22 protein-coding genes, 1 tRNA gene and 1 pseudogene are annotated in these 25,374 nt (G+C 41.0%); 8 read left to right on the plus strand and 16 right to left on the minus strand.

Features of this window, described 5'->3' with window-relative positions; genetic code table 11:
- From BACCOP_RS20400 to BACCOP_RS05920, 3 genes and pseudogenes are all read right to left on the minus strand, one after another.
- A pseudogene (locus BACCOP_RS20400) lies at positions 1 to 142 on the minus strand (IS1380 family transposase); the annotation flags it as partial.
- A gap of 278 nt (positions 143 to 420) precedes the next feature.
- Positions 421 to 984: a helix-turn-helix domain-containing protein gene (locus tag BACCOP_RS19650; RefSeq protein WP_083779553.1), complete on the minus strand. Its 564-nt coding sequence runs from the start codon at positions 982 to 984 to the stop codon at positions 421 to 423.
- Positions 985 to 1,692: 708 nt separating this feature from the next.
- The gene (locus BACCOP_RS05920) at positions 1,693 to 2,916 is read right to left on the minus strand and encodes a M16 family metallopeptidase (RefSeq protein WP_040311863.1); all 1,224 of its coding nucleotides are present in this window, start codon (positions 2,914 to 2,916) and stop codon (positions 1,693 to 1,695) included.
- A 158-nt stretch (positions 2,917 to 3,074) separates the two neighbouring features.
- Between BACCOP_RS05920 and BACCOP_RS05925 the strand changes: the two genes are divergently transcribed.
- Genes BACCOP_RS05925 through BACCOP_RS05935 form a run of 3 tightly spaced genes read left to right on the plus strand, consistent with a single transcriptional unit; the run spans position 3,075 to position 5,169 of the window.
- Positions 3,075 to 3,611 carry an LOG family protein gene (locus BACCOP_RS05925; RefSeq protein WP_007567239.1) on the plus strand — a complete coding sequence of 179 codons (537 nt, stop codon included), beginning with the start codon at positions 3,075 to 3,077 and terminating at the stop codon, positions 3,609 to 3,611.
- 20 nt (positions 3,612 to 3,631) lie between these two features.
- Positions 3,632 to 4,234, plus strand: a complete 603-nt coding sequence (locus tag BACCOP_RS05930) for an SIS domain-containing protein (protein WP_007567241.1) — start codon at positions 3,632 to 3,634, stop codon at positions 4,232 to 4,234.
- Between the two features lie 14 nt (positions 4,235 to 4,248).
- On the plus strand, positions 4,249 to 5,169 hold the full coding sequence (locus BACCOP_RS05935) for a carbohydrate kinase family protein (RefSeq protein ID WP_007567243.1): 921 nt from the start codon (positions 4,249 to 4,251) through the stop codon (positions 5,167 to 5,169).
- Positions 5,170 to 5,342: 173 nt separating this feature from the next.
- Here the strand turns inward: BACCOP_RS05935 and mnmA are convergent, their stop codons facing one another.
- Complete coding sequence (gene mnmA / locus BACCOP_RS05940) at positions 5,343 to 6,467, minus strand: tRNA 2-thiouridine(34) synthase MnmA (protein ID WP_007567245.1); 1,125 nt, start codon at positions 6,465 to 6,467, stop codon at positions 5,343 to 5,345.
- 46 nt (positions 6,468 to 6,513) lie between these two features.
- The gene (locus tag BACCOP_RS05945) at positions 6,514 to 7,380 is read right to left on the minus strand and encodes a 4Fe-4S binding protein (RefSeq protein WP_040311879.1); all 867 of its coding nucleotides are present in this window, start codon (positions 7,378 to 7,380) and stop codon (positions 6,514 to 6,516) included.
- Positions 7,381 to 7,473: 93 nt separating this feature from the next.
- Here BACCOP_RS05945 and ruvB point away from each other — a divergent pair, with 93 nt between their 5' ends.
- From ruvB to BACCOP_RS05960, 3 genes are read left to right on the plus strand one after another with little or no spacing between them, the layout of a single operon-like run.
- Positions 7,474 to 8,502, plus strand: a complete 1,029-nt coding sequence (gene ruvB / locus BACCOP_RS05950) for a Holliday junction branch migration DNA helicase RuvB (protein ID WP_007567249.1) — start codon at positions 7,474 to 7,476, stop codon at positions 8,500 to 8,502.
- Between the two features lie 49 nt (positions 8,503 to 8,551).
- On the plus strand, positions 8,552 to 10,042 hold the full coding sequence (locus tag BACCOP_RS05955; protein WP_007567250.1) for an oligosaccharide flippase family protein: 1,491 nt from the start codon (positions 8,552 to 8,554) through the stop codon (positions 10,040 to 10,042).
- Positions 10,043 to 10,058: 16 nt separating this feature from the next.
- A complete protein-coding gene (locus BACCOP_RS05960; RefSeq protein WP_007567253.1) occupies positions 10,059 to 11,411 on the plus strand; it encodes a TIGR00341 family protein in 1,353 nt (450 codons plus the stop codon).
- Between the two features lie 81 nt (positions 11,412 to 11,492).
- On the opposite strand, the gene BACCOP_RS05965 is transcribed toward BACCOP_RS05960, so the two are convergent.
- From BACCOP_RS05965 to BACCOP_RS05990, 6 genes are all read right to left on the minus strand, one after another.
- The gene (locus BACCOP_RS05965; RefSeq protein ID WP_007567255.1) at positions 11,493 to 13,406 is read right to left on the minus strand and encodes a DEAD/DEAH box helicase; all 1,914 of its coding nucleotides are present in this window, start codon (positions 13,404 to 13,406) and stop codon (positions 11,493 to 11,495) included.
- Between the two features lie 107 nt (positions 13,407 to 13,513).
- Positions 13,514 to 13,723, minus strand: coding sequence for a helix-turn-helix domain-containing protein (locus tag BACCOP_RS05970; protein WP_022126128.1), 210 nt, complete (start codon positions 13,721 to 13,723; stop codon positions 13,514 to 13,516).
- A gap of 5 nt (positions 13,724 to 13,728) precedes the next feature.
- Positions 13,729 to 13,962 (minus strand): hypothetical protein, encoded by a 234-nt coding sequence (locus BACCOP_RS05975; protein WP_022126127.1) that lies wholly within the window; start codon positions 13,960 to 13,962, stop codon positions 13,729 to 13,731.
- A gap of 13 nt (positions 13,963 to 13,975) precedes the next feature.
- Complete coding sequence (locus tag BACCOP_RS05980) at positions 13,976 to 14,614, minus strand: DUF2975 domain-containing protein (RefSeq protein WP_007567259.1); 639 nt, start codon at positions 14,612 to 14,614, stop codon at positions 13,976 to 13,978.
- A gap of 12 nt (positions 14,615 to 14,626) precedes the next feature.
- Entirely contained in the window at positions 14,627 to 15,442 is an 816-nt protein-coding gene (locus BACCOP_RS05985; protein ID WP_007567261.1) for a CPBP family intramembrane glutamic endopeptidase, read from the minus strand.
- A 16-nt stretch (positions 15,443 to 15,458) separates the two neighbouring features.
- Positions 15,459 to 15,899: a DUF3836 domain-containing protein gene (locus BACCOP_RS05990; RefSeq protein WP_007567263.1), complete on the minus strand. Its 441-nt coding sequence runs from the start codon at positions 15,897 to 15,899 to the stop codon at positions 15,459 to 15,461.
- A 282-nt stretch (positions 15,900 to 16,181) separates the two neighbouring features.
- Here BACCOP_RS05990 and BACCOP_RS05995 point away from each other — a divergent pair, with 282 nt between their 5' ends.
- A complete protein-coding gene (locus BACCOP_RS05995) occupies positions 16,182 to 18,290 on the plus strand; it encodes a glycoside hydrolase family 97 protein (RefSeq protein ID WP_007567266.1) in 2,109 nt (702 codons plus the stop codon).
- Between the two features lie 87 nt (positions 18,291 to 18,377).
- On the opposite strand, the gene BACCOP_RS06000 is transcribed toward BACCOP_RS05995, so the two are convergent.
- Genes BACCOP_RS06000 through BACCOP_RS06010 form a run of 3 tightly spaced genes read right to left on the minus strand, consistent with a single transcriptional unit; the run spans position 18,378 to position 22,582 of the window.
- Positions 18,378 to 19,304, minus strand: a complete 927-nt coding sequence (locus BACCOP_RS06000) for a bifunctional riboflavin kinase/FAD synthetase (protein WP_007567269.1) — start codon at positions 19,302 to 19,304, stop codon at positions 18,378 to 18,380.
- 8 nt (positions 19,305 to 19,312) lie between these two features.
- Positions 19,313 to 19,927 (minus strand): HAD family hydrolase, encoded by a 615-nt coding sequence (locus BACCOP_RS06005; RefSeq protein ID WP_007567271.1) that lies wholly within the window; start codon positions 19,925 to 19,927, stop codon positions 19,313 to 19,315.
- Between the two features lie 27 nt (positions 19,928 to 19,954).
- Positions 19,955 to 22,582 (minus strand): calcium-translocating P-type ATPase, PMCA-type, encoded by a 2,628-nt coding sequence (locus BACCOP_RS06010; protein WP_007567272.1) that lies wholly within the window; start codon positions 22,580 to 22,582, stop codon positions 19,955 to 19,957.
- 159 nt (positions 22,583 to 22,741) lie between these two features.
- On the opposite strand from BACCOP_RS06010, the gene BACCOP_RS06015 reads away from it, so the two are divergent.
- Positions 22,742 to 22,815: transfer RNA gene (locus BACCOP_RS06015), tRNA-Ile, on the plus strand.
- 246 nt (positions 22,816 to 23,061) lie between these two features.
- On the opposite strand, the gene BACCOP_RS06020 is transcribed toward BACCOP_RS06015, so the two are convergent.
- Positions 23,062 to 24,225 carry a DUF1735 and LamG domain-containing protein gene (locus BACCOP_RS06020; protein ID WP_007567275.1) on the minus strand — a complete coding sequence of 388 codons (1,164 nt, stop codon included), beginning with the start codon at positions 24,223 to 24,225 and terminating at the stop codon, positions 23,062 to 23,064.
- A 24-nt stretch (positions 24,226 to 24,249) separates the two neighbouring features.
- The gene (locus BACCOP_RS06025; protein WP_007567277.1) at positions 24,250 to 25,347 is read right to left on the minus strand and encodes an endo-beta-N-acetylglucosaminidase family protein; all 1,098 of its coding nucleotides are present in this window, start codon (positions 25,345 to 25,347) and stop codon (positions 24,250 to 24,252) included.
- Between the last annotated feature and the right edge of the window lie 27 nt (positions 25,348 to 25,374).

Below are 25,374 nucleotides of genomic sequence, written 5' to 3' on the forward strand. Positions count from 1 at the left end.
TCCTGATGAACCATAGACTGACATCTCAACGCCAACTGTCGAGTCAATGGTTAGAGGAGAGAAGGGAGGTAAATTGCTCCATGATTGGAAATATGCCTCCAAAAGGAGTGAGTCTTTCGGATTTTATTGCTACCTTTGCCATGCCTGTTGCGGTTTTCTTTGTCTTTGGATTCGCAACACTAAGGTAAGTGAAAACGCTGACATGGCAAAAACCTGGGCAACAAAATGTTGCTCAGGAACTTATAAAAATAATTATCAATTATGTTGCGGAATTAAGGTTAATTAATGAATGATAATTGATAATGTTCTTTACTTTTATTTATCGCTTTTTATTTGATTGTGCAAATCTAGGCCTAAATACTACGTGTCTGCTTGTCTATTTGTATATAATTGTGTATTTTTCGACAAAAGTGTAAAATATTAGTCTTTTTCACTTTTGGCACGATGTTCTTTCTTCCAAACGGAAGGAGGAATCCCTTCTTTCTGTTTGAACTGCTTGCTGAAATGTGCCTGGTCTGCAAAACCTACCATTTCAGCAAGGTCGCTCAAGTTTATTTCAGGAGATGATATGATCTTTTGCTTTGCTTCTTCAATGCGGAGGTCGTTTAGCCATCCGTTGAAGTTGCTCTGGTATGTTTCGTTTATGTAATTTGACAAATATGTACGGTTTATGCCGATTTCACGGCTTAAATCTTGTATGGTGACGCCCAATTGCAGATACCCTTTATGCTGTACCCATATTGTAATTTTTTCTTTAATAATGTCATTTCCCTGTCCATGGCGTTTTTCCTCGGGCTTAGGTGTTTCAGGCTTGCTGTTCGTTTCTTCCGGAGCTATTGTAACTTCTTGACTTACTGTTTCAACTGGAGCTATAATGCTATAGTTGTGATACTGTATGCCGAGCGAAATGAAAAATACCGTATAGCATAATGTAAATATTTGTAAGTAGATTTCGTTTGGATAAACTTCTGCTACTATGCCCATTACACCTATGATAAATCCTGCTATCCATATACGGAAAGGGTATTTCTTAAAGTTACTTGACTCTGTGCTTTTCTTCTTTAGCCAGATTTTCGATATGTGTATAAATATTATTGTGTAAAAGGCAAATTGTATGACATAACATGACACCAGCAGATAATAAAACCATTCTCCAGACATCCCCTTTGCAACAAATAGGTAGATGATGTTTGCTGTGCATAATACTGTCGTGTAAAATACCTGATACTTAAGGAAATTCTTTAGTTTGTTTTTATCGTACAAAGGGTATACAAATACCCAGAAAACCAATAGGGTTTCTACTGGAAGTATTATCTGTATAAAGCTTCTTTTATCATATGTATCTATAACATTTCCAAAGTAGGCAAACAATAGTGCTGATATACCTAGAATTAAAGATGCTATTTTTACTACCGTGTACCCTTTTTGATAATTCTTTTTATTGTTGCTTTTGGGTATTGCTGAGTAGTGTAAGAATATAGCTGTCAGTATACAGCATATTCCTGATGTGATTTCAAGTATTAAAATGTTGTTCCCCATAACTTTTATATATAGATATAATCTATTATCTCTAACGGGGGCTAATTTATGAAATATGTATGATTGACAAAAATTTTTATTTGTCAAAATGTAATATTTGTTTGATTTTTGGCTTTGATTTTATGATTAGACAAAAATATTTAGGTAGATATTTCATTTATATACTAATATTGACAAATAATTCTCGGAAAACATCTCGTTTGCTATGTCTTGCAGTTGTTGTGCAGTCAATGCTTCTATGCGATGAAAGACTTCTTCTTTTTCTTCGTAACGCTTATAGTGTAGGAAGCATTTTGCCATATCGAGTGCATTGTTTTCAAAGTTGTCACTTGCTACTCCGATTTGTCCGATGATTTGTTTTTTTGCAGCGTGTAGTTGTGTGGTTGTAAGCGGACGGTCGCATAACTTTTTAAGTTCTTTATGTACGAGTTCGGTACAGTAATCGGCATCCTCCTGATCACAACCAAAGTAAATGCAGAATGTTCCGGTGTCAGTGTAAGCTGTCAGGTTCGATTCTACATTGTATACAAGCCCGCGCTTTTCACGCAGTGAAACGTTCAGTCGGCTGTTCATTCCGGGACCTCCTAGGATATTGTTAAGTAGATAGAGGCCTGTTCGTCGTTCATCGTAGGCATTGTATCCGCGTCCACCAATCATTACGTGTGCCTGATGGGTGTCTTTGTGTAGGGTGAGTTGCTTGGGCAGGTAGGCATGTGGCGCCTGACGTTGGTAATTGTCTACGTTTGAAAAAGAAATGTCTGCCGTAGCTTTTTCTATGGTGCGAACTACCCGTTTGAAATCGATATCCCCCTGAACAAAGAATACCATGTTGGCAGGCTTGTAATATCTTCCAGTAAAGTAAAGTGCATCCTGACTTCCGAACTGGCGGAGCTGTTCCGGCTTGCCTAGTATGTTTCGTCCCAACGGATGGTTGGGAAATATCAGTTCTTCAAAATCATCGAATATCAGTTCTGCGGGACTGTCTTCGTAACTTTGTATTTCATCGATAATGACTTCTACCTCCTTGGCTATTTCCTGCTCGGGAAAGATACTGTTGAAAACAATGTCTGTCAGCAATTCCACGGCGCGGGAAAAATGTTCTTTCAGGAAGGCACTGTATATAACTGTTTCCTCCTTATTAGTATAAGCATTCAAATCGCCTCCTACATTTTCCATGCGATTCAGGATATGCCATGCACGGCGTTTGCGGGTTCCTTTAAATATAAGGTGTTCTACAAAATGAGCCATCCCTTGTTCGTTGGTAAATTCATCACGCGTTCCGGCATCGACGGCAAATCCGCAATATGTTACATTGGTAGGGCTGGGAGCGTGGATAATACGCAGTCCGTTTGGCAAAATAAAAGTATTGTATGGCATGAGTTTTCTTCTTTGCATGGATTTTCGTTGCAAAAATACAATAATACTTATTGTCGTAACTGAAAAAATACAGATATTTGCAGGTATATTGATTTTCTTCGCTACAGACTGCACTGGCTGTTCCTGGCCGTTTGCGGTATTATATAAATTAAGGTATTATGAATAAAATTGCAATATTCTGTTCGGCTTCCGATCACATCGATCCGATTTATGCCGAAAAAGCTTCCGAACTGGGTGCATGGATTGGTAAAACCGGAAAGTGGCTCATTTATGGAGGTTCGAATACAGGACTTATGGAGGCTGTTGCCCGCTCTGCAAAAGAAAATGGAGCTATGATAATGGGAGTTGTTCCTACCAAGTTGGAAGAAAGGGGAGCTGTCAGCGATTTGCTTGATGTGACGTTTCGTGCTGTCAATCTGAGTGACCGTAAGGATATCATGCTGCAAGAAGCAGATGTGGCTGTTGCGTTGCCTGGTGGAGTGGGAACGCTCGATGAAATATTTCATGTCATGGCTGCCGCCACAATAGGTTATCACGAAAAGAAAGTGATATTTTATAATGTTAATGGTTTCTGGAACGGGATTCTTGAATTTCTTGCCGGACTGGAAACACAACACTTCGCTCATCGCCCGCTGAAAAATTATTTCACTGTGGCCAACACTTTCGATGAGCTGAAACAATTACTCGAATATTAATTTACTAAACTCATCATAATATGATTTCATCTATTCACGAACTGTTGCAGCGTGAAGCACAGGCTGTATTGAATATTCCCGTAACAGATGCATACGAGAAGGCCGTTGAGCTGATTGTAGAACAAGTACACCGCAAAAAAGGAAAGCTGGTAACCAGTGGAATGGGAAAGGCCGGACAGATTGCCATGAACATTGCTACTACTTTTTGTTCTACGGGTATTCCTGCTGTTTTTCTTCACCCCAGTGAAGCTCAACATGGCGATTTGGGAATTTTGCAGGAAAATGACTTGCTGCTTCTTATATCCAATTCGGGTAAAACGCGTGAAATCGTGGAACTGACCGATTTGGCTGATCGTTTGAATCCGTCGTTGAAGAAGATTGTCATTACCGGAAATCCGGAAAGTCCGCTTGCTGAAGCTGCGGATATCTGTCTTGCCACTGGACATCCGGACGAGGTTTGTCCGTTGGGTATGACTCCTACTACTTCTACTACCATCATGACTGTTATTGGAGATATACTGGTGGTAGAAACTATGAAGCAGACAGGATTTACTATTGAAGAATATAGCAAGCGCCATCATGGAGGTTATCTGGGCGAGCGTTCCCGTGCGTTGAGTAAATAAACAGATTTTTGCTTATGAGAAAGGTTATCGGTATAGGGGAAACGATTCTTGATATTCTGTTCCGCGACGGACAGCCACAGGCGGCTGTCCCGGGCGGCTCTGTTTATAACGCTGTAATTTCACTGGGAAGAATGGGGCAGAATGTTACCTTTATCAGTGAAACGGGAAACGACCGTGTGGGAGAGATGATTCTGGCAAACATGCGTGAAAACGGAGTTGATACGGCAAATGTGAATGTCTTTCCGGAGGGAAAGTCGCCGGTGTCGCTGGCTTTTCTGAACGAACGGAATGATGCCGAGTATATTTTCTATAAAGATTATCCTCGCCAGAGGCTGGAAGTAAATATGCCTGAAATATCGAGTGATGATATTATCATGATCGGTTCTTATTTTGCTATTACTCCTGTGTTGCGTGATAAAGTAAAAGAGTTGCTTGACCGTGCTCGTGATGCAGGCGCAATCATATATTATGACGTCAACTTCCGCAGTACGCATGCTAATGAGGCTATTAAGTTGATGCCTACTATTATAGAGAACTTTGAGTATGCCGATATCTTAAGGGGTTCGACAGAAGATTTTCAGAATATGTTCCGTCAGCCGGATGCTGACAAGGTGTACAGCAATCATGTAGGATTCTACTGTCCGAACTTTATCTGTACCGATGCTGATGGTGATGTCCGTTTGCGTACGAAACATGTATGTAAGGACTATCCGGTGACTCCGCTGAAAGCGGTAAGTACCATTGGGGCTGGCGATAATTTTAATGCAGGTGTGGTATACGGGTTGCTGAAATATCGTGTCCGTCGGGCTGATCTTGCCGAACTGACGGAAGCGGATTGGGATGCAATCATCCGCTGCGGAATGGATTTCAGTGCAGACGTGTGTAAGAGTGTAAGTAATTCTGTATCAAAGGAATTTGCGGAGTCTTACCGCTAATGCTGAAGTCTCTCAAAAACTTCATGTAAAGTACTTGATTTTTTGTACAAATTTTAAAAATATGTCGAGAAGTTTTTCCTGATTTCTCGGCATATTTTTCGTGTGCCTTCACGTACTTGACAAAACATGCTTCCAGGAAGATATGTTTTGTCAGGTACATGAAGGGTTAAACACTAGAATTTTTCTTCATTTTCGGCTATCAGTTTCTTTATGCCTTGTTGGAAAGCGATAAATCCTCCACCTAATACACGGCCTTTATCATAGAAAACAGCCGACTGTCCTGGAGTGATGGCTGAAGCTTCAGCTTTGAATTTTACAAGGAGGTGTCCTTCATCCAGTAAGATAACCTGACAAGGAATAGGGCGACTGCGGTAGCGGATTCGTACGGACAGGTCGGGGCATTCCAGCAATTCCTGTAAATCTATTACATTTATATCTTCTACAAGCATATACTCGGCTTTCAGCTGTTCGGCATCTCCCAGCATGACTGTGTTTTTGGCAGGGTTGATTTTCAGAACATACGCCGGACGTCCGAGTGCGATTTCCAGTCCTTTGCGCTGTCCGATAGTATAATAGGCGAAACCTTTGTGCTGACCTAACTTCAGTCCTTTGCTGTCGACAAACCATCCTGTTCCGATTCGTTCGTCGATATCCGGACAGTGTTCTCTCAAAAAGTCCCGGTAATCTTTATCGATGAAACAGACTTCCATGCTTTCTCCTCCTTTGGCTTTGGCTTCAAAGCCTTTTTCTGCGAGGTAAGCCCTTACCTCGGTTTTGGTCATTCCTCCTAATGGGAACACCATACGTTTCAATATCTCTTGTGGGAGTTTCCATAGAAAATATGACTGGTCTTTTGTCGGATCATCACCGGTTACTATATATCGGTGCTCCTTTCTGTCTTCCAGTCGGCAGTAATGTCCTGTGGCAATCTGTGCACAGCCGGTACGGTCGGCCCATTCGCATAAGATGCGTTCCTTAAACAGCGGGTTACACATGACGCAAGGATTGGGAGTGCGTCCTTTCATGTATTCGTCGATAAAATATTGTACGATGACATTGCGGAATTCCTCGCGGACATCGGCAACATGATGTTCTATACCCAGACGTTCGGCTAGAGCCTTTGCTTCTAATATTTCGTCGGGTTGCTCTTGTTCCGGAGTTGAAAAGTGGGAAGGTATATCCCAGGTTCTCATAGTCACACCTACAACTTCATAACCTTGTTCTTGTAGCATAATGCAGGTAGCGGAACTGTCAATTCCTCCACTCATTCCTACTAGTATTCGTTTCTCTTTTTCCATGTTGTAAAATCTGCCGTTTGTATAAGACAAAATATTAACTTCTTTTTTATAGAAAAAGTTCAGGCTGACGTGGTGTGCTGAATTTTTCGTGTAAAATAGCTGTAAAGGGAGTGTTATAGATACGGGCTCCGTTAGGACATTCTTTTACACAGGCACAACAGCGTATACAGCGGTTTACATCTGTTTCGATATGGCTGCCGTCGTCGCTGATACGAATGGCATGGGTAGGACATACCTCTATACATTCTCCACAAACAAAGCAATCTTCATTGCAGACTGGAGCTGATGGCTTGGAAGCCTGTATCAGTTTATAAGGAGAAGTACCTTTTATAAAAAAAGATCCAATCAGCATTGACAATTTATCACCCATAGCTTTTAACCGGCATCCTGCTTGCAGGGAAGGAGTCAGTGTGCTTAATGCTTCTGAATTCTGCATTGCTTTTTCCAGTTTTTTTAAACTGTCGGCTCCGAATGTGCGGGCTGTTTGTAAATCGGTCGCATCGGGGCGTCCGGCTGCAACAGGCATTTCGGCTGTGCTGTAACTGTGTTCTCCGATAAATGCTCCTGCCGAGAGAGGAGTGAATCCCAATGATGCTACTGTGTCACGCAGTTCCAACAGGGCATCTTCATAGTCGCGGTTACCATATACCACTACGACGATTGCCGGGGAGTTGTTACCTTTCAGGCGCTTGATGCGTTGTAAGGCAACCGGAGCAACACGTCCGCCATATACAGGTGCAGCAATGACTGTAAGTGAATCGTTTATTTCGATAGGTGAGTCACTTTCATCGAGTGTCAGGTCGGTTTCAATTCTTCTTCCCATACCAATTCCTTCGCCAATAGCACGTGCTATTTTAGCAGAAGTATGAGTCGGAGAGAAAAATACCAGATGATTGGTGCTAAGTTCGTTCATAGGCTTTAAAGTAAAAAAGTTAGTTGTAGTTCTTGCAAAGATAAAGTTTTTTATATCGTTCTTCACACGATTTATTTGTACTTTTGCATCATTATGGAAGAACAATTCGACATACGTGATTATAAACCTACAGGAAAGGAACGGGATTTCGAGAATGCCCTCCGACCACTACAGTTTGGTGACTTCAGTGGTCAGGATAAGGTAGTCGACAATCTGCGTATCTTTGTCAAGGCAGCCAGGCTTCGTGCTGAAGCGCTTGACCATGTGTTGCTTCATGGTCCTCCCGGATTGGGAAAAACAACATTGAGCAATATTATTGCCAATGAACTGGGGGTTGGATTTAAAGTAACTTCCGGTCCTGTACTTGATAAGCCGGGTGATCTTGCCGGTGTCCTGACAAGTCTTGAACCGAATGATGTATTGTTCATTGATGAAATACATCGTTTGAGCCCGGTGGTGGAGGAGTATTTATATTCGGCAATGGAAGATTACCGGATTGATATCATGATAGACAAAGGTCCGTCGGCACGTAGCATTCAGCTGGACTTGAATCCGTTTACGCTGGTGGGAGCTACTACCCGCAGTGGATTGCTTACCGCTCCGCTCCGTGCTCGTTTCGGAATTAATCTCCATTTGGAATATTACGATGATGCGGTATTGTCGCGTATTATTTTGCGCTCGGCCAGTATCTTGGGTATTCCATGTGATGTAGATGCTGCAGGCGAGATTGCTTCGCGCAGTCGTGGTACTCCCCGTATTGCCAATGCCTTGTTACGTCGTGTACGTGATTTTGCTCAGGTGAAAGGTTCCGGAAGGATTGATGTGGAAATAGCTCGATATGCACTGGAAGCGCTGAATATTGACCGTTACGGACTGGATGAGATAGACAATAAGATACTTTGTACCATTATTGATAAGTTCAAGGGAGGTCCGGTAGGACTGACAACGATTGCTACGGCACTTGGGGAGGATCCCGGAACGTTGGAAGAAGTGTACGAGCCATTCTTGATAAAGGAAGGTTTTCTGAAGCGGACTCCACGCGGACGAGAAGTTACGGAGCTGGCTTATAAGCATCTGGGACGGAGTATATATAATAATGTAAAAACACTTTTTGATGATTAATTATGGTGTGTGCCATAACAGCGGCACACACTTTTATTTTTTATAGACTATGGCTGGACTGAAATCGTTAGCAAAAGATACGGCTATTTATGGATTGAGCAGCATTGTAGGACGTTTTCTTAACTATCTGCTTGTGCCGCTTTATACCGCAGTAATACCAGCATCGACAGGTGGTTACGGTGTGGTGTCGAATGTGTATGCATATACGGCACTTATCTTGGTCTTTCTGACATTTGGTATGGAAACAGGATTCTTCCGTTTTGCCAATAAGTCGGGTGAACATCCGGAAAAGGTATATGCCAATACGTTGATTTTTGTAGGTGGGCTTTCGCTGATTTTTGTTATACTGTGTATGCTGTTCCTGCATCCCATTTCCTCATTGCTGGAGTATCCCGATCATCCCGATTATATTGCGATGATGGTACTTGTGGTTGCCCTGGATTCATTTCAGTGTATTCCGTTTGCTTATCTGCGATACAAAAAACGTCCGATAAAGTTCGCATCTATCAAGCTGTTCAATATTGTTGGTAATATTCTCCTGAATCTTTTCTTCCTCTTGTTGTGTCCGTGGCTGGATGTTCATGCCCATCAGCTGGTTTCATGGTTTTACCGTCCGGAATATCTGGTAGGATATATCTTTGTGTCGAATCTGATCATGTCGCTGGTACAGATGTTTTTCTTCATTCCGGAACTGAGAGGTTTTTCTTATCGTGTGGATAAAGTTCTGCTGAAACAGATGATTTCTTATTCATTCCCGATTTTGGTTTTCGGAGTGGTGGGCATATTGAACCAGACGATTGACAAAATGATTTATCCATTCTTGTTCGATGACCGTCAGGAAGGGTTGGTGCAGCTTGGAATATATAGTGCTACCAGTAAAGTGGCTATGATAATGGCTATGTTTACCCAGGCTTTCCGTTATGCTTACGAACCCTTTGTCTTTGGTAAAAACAAGGAAGGAGATAACCGTAAGATGTATTCGGCAGCAATGAAGTATTTCTTTATCTTCTCCTTACTGGCTTTTCTTGCTGTGATGTTTTATATGGATATACTTCGTTATATGGTAGCGCGTGATTATTGGGAAGGACTGAGTGTAGTAGCTATCGTAATGGGGGCAGAAATATTTAAGGGTATTTATTTTAACTTGTCTTTCTGGTATAAACTGACGGATGAAACACAATGGGGAGCATATTTTTCAATCATCGGATGTGCGGTAATTCTGGCATTGAATATATGGTTGGTTCCGACTTATGGATATGTCGCTTCTGCATGGGCATCAGTGGCCGGTTATGGAGTAATAACCTTGTTGTCTTATATTATCGGACAGAAAAAATATCCGGTCAGCTATCCTTTAAAGGATATGGCTGTTTATCTGATACTGGCTGCTGTTTTATTTGTTCTTTCGCAGGAGGTTATAATATCTAATGTTGGATTAAGATTAGTGTTCCGTACCTTATTATTGTTGATGTTTATCGCCTATATATTAAAAAAAGATTTACCTTTGAAAACAATCCCTTTTGTGAACCGTTTTGTTAAATAAAACACAGTTTTAGGTTATGGAAAGAGATAAAAAATTTATTATCAGGAAGTTTTTTAATGAATATCTGGACTTGAACCGTAGCAAGGAAGATGAACAGGTGACTGTTGATTCCATCCGGAATGGGGTGGAGTTTAAAGGTACAAACTTGTGGGTACTTATTTTTGCTACTTTTATTGCTTCACTTGGGTTGAATGTGAATTCTACGGCGGTAATTATCGGTGCAATGTTGATATCTCCGCTGATGGGACCGATTATGGGAGTAGGACTTGCTGTCGGGTTGAATGACTTTGAGCTGATGAAACGTTCATTGAAAAGTTATCTGGTGGCAACTTTGTTTAGTGTAACTACCGCAACGATTTATTTTTCATTTACTCCGCTTGATGAAGTTCAGTCGGAGCTGCTTGCGCGTACATCACCTACTATCTATGATGTGTTTATTGCTTTGGTAGGTGGTCTGGCTGGTATTGTAGCATTGGCTACAAAAGAAAAAGGAAACGTGATTCCGGGAGTTGCCATTGCTACGGCGTTGATGCCTCCGCTTTGTACTGCCGGATTTGGACTGGCAACAGGCAACCTGCTTTATTTCTTGGGAGCTTTTTACCTTTATTTTATTAATTCTGTTTTTATCAGTCTGGCTACTTATATAGGAGTGCGGGTAATGCATTTCCAGCGTAAGCAGTTTGTTGATAAGGTAAGAGAAAAGTTGGTCCGGAAATATATCATCGGTATTGCAATTGCTACCATGTGTCCGGCCGTTTATCTGACATATAACATTGTACGTGAAACGATTTATCATTCTTCTGCTAACAACTTTATTACTTCTGAACTCCAATTCCCGGATTCCCAGATTCTGAATCGTGAAATCTCATTTGACAAACGGGAGATTAAAGTGGTATTTATCGGAAAGGAAGTTTCAGAGGAACAAATACAGAATGCGCGGAATAAACTTGCTGATTATAAGCTGGATCAGACAAAATTGGTCGTTTTTCAGGGAGTTAATGGAGCCGGTGCGATGGATATAGGAAATATCAAGTCGATGGTAATGGAGGATTTTTATAAGAATAGTGAGAAACAGCTTATGTCACAACAGGCTGCACTTGACTCACTGAATCGTTTGTTACCAGATTTTACAGGTTCGAATTTGATGAATGAGAAGATGGGGCAGGAGATTAAGGTTCTTTTCCCATGTATAAAAACAATTTCTGTTTCAAAGAGTCTTCAGCTTCGTGTAGACAGTCTTCGTATGGATACCTTAACTTATGCTTTTGTTGATTGCGACCGGACTCTTTCCAAACAAGAGAAAGAAAAAATGTTGGAATGGCTTCAGGCACGCACAGGAACGAAAAAGCTTCGTCTGGTTGTAGAATAGTAGAAGTATAACTGATATAGAAGCCCGCCCTTGACACACAAGTCAATCGGCGGGCTTTTCAAATATTTATCGTATGAATTTTTATTTTTTGCGCTTACTTCGTTTCGCCCAGCCTTCTTCTGCAAAGTCCGGCTCTTCACCACGCAAAGGACGATTGTCATTTTGGAAGAACTGTTTCCAGTCATCTTTCTTCTTAGGACCACGTGCGGCGGTATAGCCTCGTTCTTCACGGCTAGGTTTATCTTTTTTCTTTTCTGCGGATTTGGTTTCTTTTTTCTTGGTTGTTTTTTCTTCTCTTACGCTTTCCTTACCACGCTTTTTACCACTTTTATCGCTTTTTCCCGTATTTTCTCCAGCTATTTCTACAATAACCTTACGACCTTTGTTCAGGGTTACCTTATTCAGTGCTTTCATTACCATCGATGCCTGACTTTCTACAACTTCGAAGAAAGAGAAATTCTGCATGAGATCGATTCTACCAATCTGAATATGCTCTTTTTTCAAGTTGCGGTTTATCAGCTCAATGATCTGATTGGCATAGAAGCCATCGGTCTTTCCTAAATTCAGGAACAGACGGGTATAGCCTTTTTCAGCCTTGCGTGCCACTTTTTCACGGTCGCTTCCACGATCTTTCCGTTCTTTAGCTTCATTGCTCTTTTCGTTGGCTTTAGGCTGTTCTATTTCCGGAGCATTTTTGTAGTATTCCAGGAAGCGGTTAAATTCCATGGATACCACTCGCTTAATCAGGTCTTCCTTGCTTAACCATTCCAGTTTTCGGTAGATTCCTGGTAGAAAAGCTTCTATTTCGTCTTCGTTAACCTTAACTTTTTCGATGTCATCAATTACCTTGATAAGCTGTTGTTCGCAAATCTCTTTTCCGCTAGGCAGTGTGCTTATTGTAAATTTCTTGTTGATAATGCGTTCTATCTCACGCATTTTACCTTTCTCACGCAGGTTGATGATAGCGATAGATATACCTGTCTTTCCGGCACGTCCGGTACGTCCGCTTCGATGTGTATAACTTTCTGTATCATCAGGAAGAGCATAATTAATGACATGAGTCAAGTCATTTACATCCAGTCCACGTGCAGCTACATCGGTAGCAACCAACAGTTGCAAATAGCGCTGACGGAACTTCTGCATGACCAAGTCACGTTGTGCCTGACTTAGTTCACCATGTAAAGAGTCGGCATTATAGCCGTCCTGAATCAGCTTGTCGGCAATCTCTTGAGTTTCTTTACGGGTACGGCAGAAAATAATACCGTAAATCTGTGGATAATAATCGACAACTCGCTTTAATGCCAGGTATTTATCTTTTGCATGTACGATGTAGGCGATATGATGTACGTTTTTGCTTCCTTCATTCTTTGTCCCGATTGTGATTTCTTTGGCATTATGCAAATAAGTTTTAGCAATACGGGCAATCTCCGGACTCATGGTAGCTGAAAACATCAAGGTGTTACGATCTTCTGGAACTTGCTCCAGAATAGCGTTGATGCTGTCGGTAAATCCCATGTTCAGCATTTCATCGGCTTCATCCATTACCACATCGCGGATAGTTTCCAGGCGTGCAACTTTACGCTCCATTAAGTCTATCAAACGTCCTGGAGTAGCTACGATAATGTGTACACCTTGTTTCAGACTACGTATCTGGCTTTCAATAGAAGAGCCTCCATATACGGGGAGAATTTTTAAGTCGGTGATGTATTTAGAATAATCAGTCAGATCGCCTGCTATCTGTAAGCAAAGCTCTCGTGTAGGACAAAGCACTAGTGCTTGGGGGATTCGTTTCGTTACATCGATTTTTTGTATCAGCGGCAGACCAAATGCGGCTGTTTTTCCGGTTCCGGTTTGTGCCAGAGCCACTACGTCGTTGCGGTTTCCTAACAGATACGGTATAACTTCTTCTTGTACAGGCATGGGATTTTCATAACCCATTTCCTCGATTGCCTGGCGTATTTCTGCGGAAACGCCGAGTTCTTCAAATGTCTTCATTTATTTCAAATATCTAATTCGGCTGCAAAGATACGGACAATTAATGGATTATCGGCTATAAGAATTGTTTATTCTTTACTATTTGACAGCCTTTTACCGGAAGAGCTTTACTCTTCCGGTCTGTATTCTAATATATCTCCCGGCTGGCAATTGAGTTCTTTGCAGATTGCCTCCAAAGTAGAAAATCGGACAGCTTTGGCTTTTCCTGTTTTCAGAATGGAAAGATTGGCGGGAGTAAGGTCGATTTTTTCGGCAAGTTCTCCCAGCGAAATCTTTCGTTTCGCCATCATTACATCAAGGTTTACTATAATCGGCATACTGTTTATTGGTTGTTTAGTCTTTTCCACCATTTGGTATAACGGTGGGTTAATTTATAATAGGCAAAAGCTCCGGCATAAAGCCATATTAAGCTTGCAAATATACGCAGAAACCTGTTCTCCAAAAGTGGATAGAAGGTGAGGAAGCAAATCAATTCTAATACGAAGAGTGTGGCTAGAAAACTTATAATAATGTAAATGGCCGCCATCGGGCGTGAATAATTGCTTTTCGGTTTCATAGGCGATATATGGTTATATGGTTAGATCGTTTTCTTCTTTAATCTTGACGGCTGTGGCAAAAATCTCTGTAAGTAATACGATCAGGATGACTGACTCCCATTGCAGGGGTATCGGGGTGACACCCGTTACTTGATAACCTGGCAGGGATACTTGCGCGAGAACTGCCTGCTCGATGCTCCAGTCTAATAAAAACGAGAGGGAAGTGACTGCTAACTGGCCGTAAGCTATCCAGCGAAGCCATCGGATGTTGCGGCGGGAAAAAATATCTTGTCGTGTGATACATATCAGTACACGTATCAGACAGTAGACACCATAAACAGATAATACGATGACTCCCAAAGCTGAAAATATTATAGTGATTAGCATTGTCGGAGTTTCTTTGATCAGACAGGTAACTTCTGAAACCTGATAGGGCGCTTTTACAGTTTTACCGGGTAATTGTAAATTCAGACTATCACTTGGAGTGGAGATAGGAGTAACTCTTATTTCTGCCCTAAATCCGTGTGAATCTGCTTGTGTGTCGTAAGTAGAGCTCTTTTGTCCATCTTCAAATCCTTGTTTGAAATCATTAAAATTACTGCCTATGGCAAAATAGAGATTTAGAGCTAAGGCAAAAATGGCCAATATACCTAATATGCTGAGATGTTTCATAAATTCGGGGTATTATTCGATTGTACTTGTGGGTTGTTCTTCTCTCCATGTTGCAGGTTGTGGAAGTTGTTTTTGGATGTACTTGATACATACGAAAGTAAGTATCGCTCCTGCAACAGCCATGAGTGCGGCTCCTTCGGGACCGTAGGTAGAAACCATTGTGGCATTCGGATCATCGGAAAGCCAAAAGCTGAAAACAGCAGTACTATTGTTGACGAAGTGCATCAATATGCCGGGAAGCAGACTACCTGTATGATAATAAATCCAGCCTAAGGCCAGACCTACCACGAAAGCGAAAGGAGCTTGTACCCAGTTGCCATGTACGATACCGAATATCAGTGACGATACAACGATGGCCCAAAGCGGTTTCTTCCATTTGCGCAGCAGGTGTCCTTGGATGGCTCCGCGGAATAATAGCTCTTCTACAACAGGAGCCATGATGGTGATTGCCACGACTCCCAGTGGATGTTGCATCATCATAGCGAAAATTTCCTGCATGTTATTGGGCAAGTCGGCCAGCTCGTTCAGGTAATTGCTCCACAATCCCATACCTACAATTAATAGGATAGCGGCAATCAGAACTTTACCGGAATTGTAATACGCCCAAGTCTTTCGGTCGAGTGGTACATATTTTCCCACTATCAGATGGATACCTACAGCGGCTGTAGATAGAACCTGTGCCAGTAAGATGAGGGTGATGTAAGTAGAGTCGGTAGATTGAGGTAATTCTGTGGTATGATGGAAGATCATATATCCGCACAGAAAAACTCCCATGAATGCCAGTTGGTAGGCAAAGTAGTATAGCAATAATTTGATGGTGCGTCCCATAATAATTGAATTTTAGTTATTTGTTATTTTCACTTATTCCGCAGGCGGATGAACGGCTATAATAAGTCAATAAAGTATTCGAACTGTCTACATAATAAACACTTTGTTGGCGGTTACGCTCAAAGTTACAAAAAAGTTTGTTCCATTCGGCATAATCCATGATACATATCGAGTCGTTCGATGTAATAGTGAGCAGATAGGCCGGTGTCCACATCTGTTGTTGCAAATTCCATCGATATGCTTTCTTCTCGGTCAGTCGTCCTTGTTCGTCGTACTGGTACTCGTATTTCCATTTTGGAGTAAGTGTTTTGCCGTCCTCATTCAGGGTAGAAACAATCAAACCGTTGTCTGTTTCTCCATAAATGAAAGTTCCTTTTGCGTTTGCCTTTGTGACTGTCAGTGTCATCAGGGTGAAGAGGCTTGCCATAGCTGCTTTTCTTAATAATGTCTTTTTCATAATTGCATCGTGTTTGTGGTTCTTAATTATTTTTCTGTGTTAGCTTTCGATAAATATTTATCGTTTTTCGATATGCAAATGTAGATATTATTTTTAAAGAACAAAAGAAAATCAGAAAATATTTATCGAAAAACAATAAATATTTTCTGATTTATGATAAGGATGTTTTGGATAAGCCTTTTTTGAAGGTATAAAGAAGTTTTCAAAAGTACGGTAAGTGTATATCAGCAGATAATTGTTATATTTACAAAAGTATTAATTTCGTTAATCAATAGAGATATTATGAAGAAACTTATTCTGTGTGTTATGATCTGTCTGTTTGGCGTGGGATTTTCTTTAGCCCAAACATTGACTTCACCCGACGGAAATCTGGTTATGGATTTTCATTTGTCGGCTGACAAAACTCCGGTTTATTCATTGAAGTATAAAGGAAAGGATGTAATAAAAGAAAGCAAGATGGGCTTTCAGATACGTCCATCGTTCGATTTCAGCAAAAATTTCCGTATTGTAGAAACAAAAGAGGATGCTTCCGATACGACTTGGAATCCTGTATGGGGGCAGAATAGTGTTATTCGTGATAATCATAAGGAATTGTTTGTTGCCTTGGAGCAAGAAGGTACGGGATGGTTGCTGAATATCCGCTTCCGTTTGTTCGATGATGGATTAGGATTCCGTTATGAGTTCCCGGTACAGAAGGAATTGCGCCATTTTACTATTAATGAAGAAGTAACAGAATTCCAGTTGGCCGGTGATCATAAGGCATTCTGGATTCCGGCTGACTATGATACTAATGAGTTTCAGATAACGACTTCTAAACTGTCGGAGGTTCCGCAGTTGATAGACAAGGCACGTGATGAGGCTTTGGCCTGTAAATCGCCTTCACCTAATCTTGCTGTACAGACACCCTTGATGCTGAAGTCGGATGACGGACTTTATATCAACATTCATGAGGCTGCCTTAGTTAATTATCCAGCTATGCACCTGAATTTGGATGCACAGACTTTCCTGATGAGTTCACACCTTACTCCCGATAAAAACGGAACAAAGGGATACATTCAGACAGGTAGTACCAGTCCGTGGCGTACGATTATTGTAAGCGATGACGCTCGAAATATTCTGGCTTCGAATTTGATTGTAAACCTGAATGAGCCTTGCAAGTTGGAAGATACTTCCTGGATTAAGCCAACCAAGTATGTTGGTGTTTGGTGGGAGTATTTTACAGGTGGAGGTTCTACATGGGCTTATACTGATACGCAAGATATCGTAATCGGCAAAACTGACTATACTAAGTTGAAACCGAACGGACATCATGGTGCCAATACGGCTCATGTGAAAGAGTATATCGATTTTGCTGCGAAAAATGGTTTTGATGCAGTATTGGTAGAAGGATGGAACGAAGGCTGGGAAGACAATTACGCTTATGCCAAGGAATTTATATATAGTTTCACTAAAGCTTATCCGGATTTTGATGTGAAAGAGCTTCAGCGTTATGCTGCATCAAAAGGAGTAAAAATTATTATGCATCATGAAACAACCTCATCGGTTGCCGATTACGAACGTCAGATGCATGATGCATTCCGCTTTATGAAAGAAAATGGTTATGATGCTGTAAAGACCGGTTACGTAGGTCCTATCATTCCGCGTAGCGAACATCATGACGGACAATGGATGGTGAACCATTATAATCGAGTAGCAGAAACAGCGGCACAATATCATATTATGGTTAATTCACACGAGGCTGTACGTCCTACTGGTATGTATCGTACATATCCTAACTGGATAGCTCAAGAATCAGCACGTGGAACGGAATTTGAGTCCTTCAATGGAATCCGTCCGGATCATCAGACTATCTTGCCATTTACCCGTTTGATGGGTGGTCCGATGGATTATACTCCGGGAATCTTTGAAGGTGATCTTTCTGTTTATGGCTCAAACAAAGCAAAATTAGGTACTACATTGGTTAAACAGCTTGCACTTTACGTAACGATGTACAGTCCGCTTCAGATGGCAGCCGATTTATATCAGAATTATGAAAAATATCCAGATGCTTTTCAGTTTATTAAAGATGTAGCTGTGGACTGGGATAATACATATATTCTGGAAGCAGAACCGGGTGATTATATCACTATTGCCCGTAAGGCAAAAGGTAAGAACGAATGGTATATTGGTGGAATTACTGATGAAAACAGTCGTGAAGCCGTTATTGATTTGAGTTTCCTTCCGGCTGGAAAGAAATATCAGGCAACTATTTATGCCGATGGAAAAACAGCTGACTGGCGTACAAATCCAAAGGAATATGTGATTTCTACAAAGAAAGTAACTAATAAGACAAAATTGAAACAACGTCTTGCTCCGAGTGGAGGTGTAGCTGTCAGCATTAAGGAATTGTAATTTGTTATCATAGTTTTTTGTAATCCCCGATTTCTTTAAATAAAAAGATGTCGGGGATATTTTTTGTCTTAATACCTGAATAATTCCTTAACTGTGCAGTAGCAAGCGGGATACTGTTTCACGGTCTGTATTCAGTTGGGTAATCAGCTTTTCCAGACTATCAAATTTTTGTTCTTGACGGATAAATTCGATAAACTCTATCCGCATATGATGATTATAAATATCGCCTGAAAAATTGAGTATATGAACTTCAATACTTAGGTTGGATCCATTGTCAACTGTTGGACGATGACCGATATTCAGCATGCCGGCATAACGTACTTCGTCAATATACGCATATACAGCATATACTCCTTCTTTGGGAATTAGTTTATCGGGGCAGGAGGGGAGAAGATTAGCTGTAGGAAAGCCTAACTTGCGTCCTACTTTATATCCGTCCACGACAGTTCCATCCAGGTAATAGTGATAGCCTAAATAATGATTTGCATGTTGTATATCACCGTCTTTTAAGACCTTGCGTATGACAGACGAACTGATAGACACTCCATCCTCTATCAATGCTTGTGCGCGAATTACTTCTATACCCAATTCCTTTCCATATTGGCAATAATCATCGAAACCTTCGCAGCGGTTGTGCCCGAAGCGATGGTCATAACCAATAACCAAAACACGGACATTAAAACGTTCTCGGAGTAATTGCATGAACTCACGTGCAGAAAGCAGTGACAGTTCTTTGGTAAATGGTAGCATGATGCAGTAATCTGCTTCCGTTTGCTGGATGAGAGCTGTCTTTTGTGGCAGACAAGTAAGCCATTGAGGACGGTAACTACTTTGCATAACCTGACGTGGATGTATCGGAAAGGTTATGAGAGCACTGTGGAAGTTTCTTTGCCGGGCTTCTTTGCAAACCTGTTTGATGAGGAAACGATGGCCGCGGTGTAGTCCGTCGAAACAACCTATAGTTGCTACGCAAGGTAAAAGTGTCTGCTTAATCTCGTCTGTTATGATTTTCATGTAGGATTTTATTTAAATAAATCGCCAAGATCAGTTCCTGGTGTGTAGTGGGCTACCTGTATACCTGTTGAGGCAGCTGCCTGACAATTGACTTCCGCATCATCAATAAACAGAGTTTCTTCCGGCTGAAGCTCTGCTTCTTGTAAGGCAACTTGGAATATCGCGGGGGCAGGTTTCGACAGATGCATACGATATGAGAGGAAAATACGTTCAAAATATGTCTTATAGTCCTTCCCGTTATGGCAGAAAGCTTGTCTGGAACCATATTCCCAATGAAGTTCATTTGTATTGCTCAATAAGAATAGCCGGTAGCTTTTGCTTAATTCAGCAAGCAGATGGAGCTTCTCTTCAGGAATTGTAAGCAGTTCCATATTCCACATCCGATCAATTTCCTCATCGGTAAGCGGTTGGCTGATGTACTTACGTATGGCTGCACGAAATTCAGGGGTACTTATATTTCCACATTCGTAATCGCGGAAAAAGCCCAGTTCATTAGTCCCTGTCAGCAGATTGCGTACATTGACTGCTCCCGCCTGTTCGAAGGCGCTGATACACCCTTCTAGATTCAGGTCTATCAATACGCCTCCCCAGTCGAAGATGATATTTTTTATTTGCTTATTCATTTTATAACCAATGTTTGTGACATCGATTTATTTGTTTCCCAGGCGTTTGATACCTCTCCATATTTCCCCTATCCATAAAACAAATGATGTACCTCCGATGATATACAGCCATTCGTTTAAAGGAAGAGGCTCAGTACGGAATACTTTGCCGCCAAAGCTGACGATGAGTATCTGTCCTACAAGAATAATGATAGCGACACTTAGCATTCCTAAAGCATGGCTGGCATCCTTGAAGATTGAATGGCTAGTGCCGAATACACTTGCATTGAACAGGTTCCAGAACTGCAACATCACAAAGATGGTGAAAAAGACTGTCAGATGATGTGTGTCCATTCCACCTGGGAGATTTTTGAAGTAGACCAGTAATCCCATCAGAATAGCAAGGAAGCCTAAGCCTACACCAAAGATATTATTACGCATAGCAGGGGTGATGATGAAATCTGTGCGACGGCGAGGCTTTTCGTTCATTACATCCATACTTGGTGAGATGGAAGCAAGAGCCATAGCTGCGAATGTATCCATAATCAGGTTTACCCAAAGCATTTGCGTTACGGTAAGTGGCAAGGCTGTTCCGAAGAATGCACCCAGCAATACACTTAACAATGCAACAACATTGATTGTAAGCTGGAATACGATAAAGCGCTGGATATTTTTATACAGTGAACGTCCCCACATTACAGCAGTTGCAATGCTGTGGAATGAATCATCCAGCAATGTGATGTCACTGGCTTCTTTTGCTACAGATGTTCCTGTACCCATTGACAATCCTACTTGTGCGTGATTTAATGCAGGAGCATCGTTGGTTCCATCTCCTGTTACTGCTACGACAGCTCCTTTTTGTTGTAACAACTGTACTAAACGCTGCTTATCCATAGGACGTGCGCGACTCATTACTTTCAGATCGAGTACGCGTTCAAGGGCTTCTTCATCGCTTAATGCAGCAAATTCAACTCCGGTAATACGGTTACGCTCTGTATCTTCAGGTTGCCAAAGACCAATTTGGCGTGCAATTTCTGTAGCTGTTCCCGGAGTATCTCCTGTTACAATCTTTACTCCAATACCAGCGGACTGGCATTTTTTTACAGCATCGGGTACGTCTGGGCGAATCGGGTCGCTGATTGCAAAGATTCCCAAGAAAGTCATACCGCCTTCGCCGACTAGTTCTGCACAGTCGTCAGAAGCGTTTTCCGGAATAACTTTATATGCTATACCAAGTGTACGCATAGCTTTATTCTGGTAAGCCAGCAACTGTTCGTTATACTTATCAATCTGAGCTTTATCCAGGTTACATTTGCCCATTACAATCTCTGGGGCGCCTTTGATGTAGAGTATCCGTTTTTTCTGAATCGGCGAATCTACTAATGTAGCCATGTATTTGCGTTCCGTAGAAAAGGTCAATTGGTTAATGACTTTAGCCTCTTCACGTAGTTTCATGTAGTTCTGTCCTTTACCATTTAACCAGAGTAAGAGAGCTATTTCGGTAGGGTTTCCTACGCCCGAAGGTTTTTCTCCTTCCACCTTTTCTTCAAGGAATGCAGTAGAGTTGGCAGCTATTCCTTCCGCTATCAGTTCAGGCTGGCTTTCATCAACTTGTGCCTCGTATACTTGCATCAGATTTTGTGTAAGAGTTCCTGTCTTATCTGTGCAGATAACAGTGATAGCACCCATTGTTTCACAAGCATGCATTTTTCGTACTAAGTTGTTCGTTTTCAGCATACGTCGCATGTTGAGGGCAAGGCTGAGCGTCACACTCATCGGCAATCCTTCTGGGACAGCTACAACAATCAAAGTGACAGCCATCATGAAATATTTCAGGACAATACGTGCTATTTCTAGCCATTGATGCCAGTCAGTAACTTCTGTTACCGTGAGATACTGGTATAAATCTTTGCTGGTGAATATGATAAAGGTCAGTGCTGCGATTGTAAACCCTGCTTTACCTATAAGGTTTGCTAATTTGGTAAGCTGAATATTCAGTGGTGTTTGTTCCTGACTTTGTTCTGTAGACTGACGGGCTACTTTACCGATTTCTGTAGCATCTCCAACACGTTCTACGCGCATGATACCATGTCCGTCTGTAATGGTCGTACCACGCATTACAGAATTCGAGGGGTATGTTGCTTCTTCGTCAAAGTGGGCTTCATCGGTGGTTTTATTTACCATTAACTCTCCGGTCAGTGTAGATTCGTTGACTTGCAAAGAAACAGCTTCCACCAGCATTCCATCGGCAGGAACTTCTTCTCCGGTATTTAGGATGACGATATCTCCTACAACAATATCTTTACGCGGTATTTCCTTTATCTTTCCATTACGAATTACTGTTACGGGAGTTTCTTCGCCCACGGCATTCAGCAAATCAAATTTTTTATTGGCATCGTATTCAAAATAGAATCCAATTCCAGTTGCCAGAAAAATAGCAAAAAATATACCAATTGTTTCAGCATATTCATTCTCAATAATTGAAATGATAAGTGAAAAAACTGCTGCAACTAATAATACTCGGATAACAGGATCCTGAAATTTCTCCAAATAAAGTTTCCATATGGAAGGACGTTTGGGAGGAGTTAATAGGTTTACTCCATTTTTTTCACGGCTCGCAATGACTTCCTGGTCGGTAAGTCCGGTCAAATGAGATTCATTTGTGTTTTGTGACATAATGCCTAGTTATTAATTGATTAAGTAGCACAAAAATACAATATATATTGATATGCCTATATATATTTGTTTTTTTTATAAAAAAATCCTCTTAAATGTTGCAAGTTTCAAGCTAATCTATTACTTTTGCACTCGGATTTAAGGGATTACCTTAATATCGGACTTGTAGCTCAGTTGGTTAGAGCAACAGACTCATAATCTGGAGGTCCCAGGTTCAAGCCCTGGCTGGTCCACAAATAATATCAGGCAGTTACGAATTTCGTAACTGCTTTTTTTATGTCCTTGCGTAAGCAGAGAGGCAACATCAAGTGAGGAATTAACGTAAAAAAGAACCGCCTGTATGCGCAAACTCTGCGGATACAGGCGGATTTTACACAAACTTGCAAATATATTTAGCAAATCTGTTAAAAAAGCAGGCATTTTTCTTCATTCCTTTACTCCTTTATCCTTAAGTAAAGGATATGAAGAATTGTAATTTTTTATTTTATAGCTATTGGAGTTTCCAAATCAATAATATTTAATGCACTTCCTCCTCCGTTTGCCAGACCATCCATACCATTAGGTGATGCATCTTTTACATAACATGTTCCTCCTGATTCAAACTGATCAGTTCCATTGAGCTTATAGTAAGCTGCCAGACCGTCTGAATTCGGATCAACGTTCAGCATGTTTTGTTTAATTTGGTTTTCTGTGCGTGCAACATTCCAAAGTCTTACTTCACTCATGTAACCATAGAATGGACGTTCTCCCCACATAAACCCGGCAACCTTACCGATGAAGAATCCTCCTGATCCTTCTGAAGCTAAGTCGAAACTTGGGGTATCCCATGTAGATTCAGCAGCTTTACTACCATTGATGTAAAGAACTGTTTTACCAGAAGGCTGATCATAAGTGAATGCTACGTGGTACCATTTACCTGTTTCAAATGCTTGAGTAGAATGATACTGTTTGGTTCCTGCAATCTGAATCCAATCATTATGACCATCTGGTAAAGCTGTGTCACCAATACGAAGAATCAAAATTCCTTCATTACCCATAATGGTATTATTGCTCAGCAGTTGATTAATATAGATAAGTGCTTCATAAGTTACAGACTTATATATTGTTCCACTAGCCAAAGGAATCTTAATGTGATTACTTTGGAACTGAGCAGCTTTCTTAATCTGTACGGGCTTGGTTATGACAAAGTAAAGAATGTCAGTTCCCGCAATAGCAGGGATGGATGAAGATTGAATACATACAGGGAGCAGATAAGATTTACCTTCTTCTATATTTCCTAGATTTGAAAATTCTATAGGTACTTTTTCTGAGTAAATTGTTCCACTAGGTATGCTTGTTGTATTACTTCCTAATTTCACATTAGACGCATTAAGCATTTCATAGTTAGTCCCGTATTTCTTATTATATTCGTTTACTACATTCTGTCCTGCAATGCTATAGCATACTTCAACAGGAGAGGAGCATGCAGAAGAAACTCTGGATTGTAATTCATAAATGATAGGTTTATCATCTAGAACTTCAATGGTATGTTCTTTGCTTTCGAAGTAAACTTTTGCTTCCAGCAGGTCGCTTTCACTGTCATTGCAACTGTTCAGCAATACAGCTATGGTGCAAAACGCCAAATATTTTAATAGTTGTTTCATATCTTTAGAATTTCATGATTCGTATTATTTTTTCCCTTGATTGGCTTTCCATTCGTTGAATACCTGTTGATTGATTTGAATTGCCTGACGCATCCATTTATAATCGGGGGTATTGTCATAGTCATTGTCAAAACGATAGGCACCAACTCCTCCTTTATATCCTTCTGCTGGCATCCAGGCAGCTTGTTGTAATAGACGTCCTCCTGAAGTTGCATAAGATTCAAAGTTTTCTGTGATAATTAGTTTTTCTGGGATGTTCCCTGGAGAATACTGATGAGGCGAAGAGCTTCCGTAAGATTGTGTTATCCAATAGTCTACATACTCTTCCATTTCAGGAGAAAAATATTTGATATCTCCGTCGATACATAATAACTTGTGTCCTTTGCCTTCTAGGTCACTTTTCGGACCGATATATTTACCCATTTCTTTAACCAAAAACTCAATAGTTGTTTGGTTGAGTGTTCCGTCTGAATCGTTAAAACCGTTTCTCGGCTCCCAGTCAATATCAAAGCCGTCCCATTCACTGACAAAAAGTGAATCACAAAGTGCTTTAGCGTATTTGGCCAAGGCTTGATTCAATTCTTCCGTATTGTCGAAATTGTGCGATTTGAATCCCCAGAAATCCCAGCGTGCGTATTTTTTTGCTGCTGCAAGTTCTGAATCAGACCATCCTTCTTCGGCTGCTTGTTTTTCAATCTCATCGTAGATATATTCAGGAGTTCTGCCTTTTCCCAGGTGAGAAAGTAAGCTAACTTCCAGCAGTTTGATTCCTTTTACTTTCTGTGCAAATTCTTTGTCTGCCTTCTGTGCTTCAGTGATTTCATATCTTCCCGGAGCACCACTCCACATGGAGATGATATCCATACTGTCGGGTACTGAAGATAAGTAACCTTTTCTCATTACACCTGAAGGAGCCCAGTTTGAGAACCAGCCGAAAGCAACCGGACGTCCGTAGTTCTTAGCTGTTTCCTTATAGGCACGTAAGTTAGCGTAATATTCACTGTCTCCTAAAGTGTTATATCCACCGATGTGTTCTACTTCTATGTTTTCTACATCGGTACAAGAGGTTATCATTGCTCCCAATAAAGGTATGATGTATAATAATTTTTTTAGTGTTTTCATGTCTTTACTGTATTAATTATTCGGTTA

Origin of the sequence: Phocaeicola coprocola DSM 17136, from assembly GCF_000154845.1 — a bacterium.
In the GTDB taxonomy this organism is placed as follows: Bacteria; Bacteroidota; Bacteroidia; order Bacteroidales; family Bacteroidaceae; genus Phocaeicola; species Phocaeicola coprocola.